The sequence below is a fragment of the Thermococcus sp. Bubb.Bath genome, assembly GCF_012027595.1.
Taxonomy (GTDB): Archaea; Methanobacteriota_B; Thermococci; order Thermococcales; family Thermococcaceae; genus Thermococcus.
The window spans coordinates 1-622 of sequence record NZ_SNUR01000015.1 but is presented as its reverse complement, the minus strand read 5'-3'; the positions used below and the strand labels follow the sequence as shown (position 1 = coordinate 622).

General features: G+C 53.4%; 1 protein-coding gene. It reads left to right on the top strand.

All coding sequences use genetic code 11. The annotated features are described in order from the left end of the window. Positions 1–622: helicase C-terminal domain-containing protein (locus E3E29_RS11295; RefSeq protein ID WP_277346707.1), on the top strand; the 622-nt coding region annotated here is incomplete at both ends.

Here is a 622-nt window from a genome sequence, read left to right as displayed (position 1 = left end):
ATAGAGAAGGGCAAGCCGCCGCGCTCCTACATCGGCCGCGTTGGGGAGTTCCTCCTCTTCTGGCTCTCGCTCATAGGCAGGGAAGATTACCACTTTCTAATGAGCAGGGACAAAGGCCTCAGCCTTGAGCTCGTGGCTTTGGATCCTTCAAAGGCGCTGAGCTTCGTAAAGAACGTCCAGTCAGCGATATTCATGTCTGGAACATTAACACCTCTAGAGGCCTTCCGCGACGTTATGGGCATCGAAAACGCCAAGCTGAAGAAGTTCCCACGCATGGTGAAGCGCGAAAACGCTCAGGTTTTGGTTGCAAAGGATGTTTCAACACGTGGTGAGGAGCGCTCGATGGAAGTCTATAAGCGGATGGTTGACTACATCGTCGAAGCAGTTAAGCTCATTCCGAAGAACGTCGGTGTCTTTACCGCATCATATGAGGTTCTGCAGGGTCTGCTCTCGGCAAACCTCGAGGTTCGCCTTGAAGGGACGGGGAAGGCAATATTCATAGAGAAACAGGGCGCTACATCTCAGGAGAACGATTTGCTCGTTGCCAAGTTCAAAGCCCACGCCAGGGGGAAGGGTGCGGTTCTCCTCGGTGTTATGGGTGGGAGAAACAGCGAAGGACAGG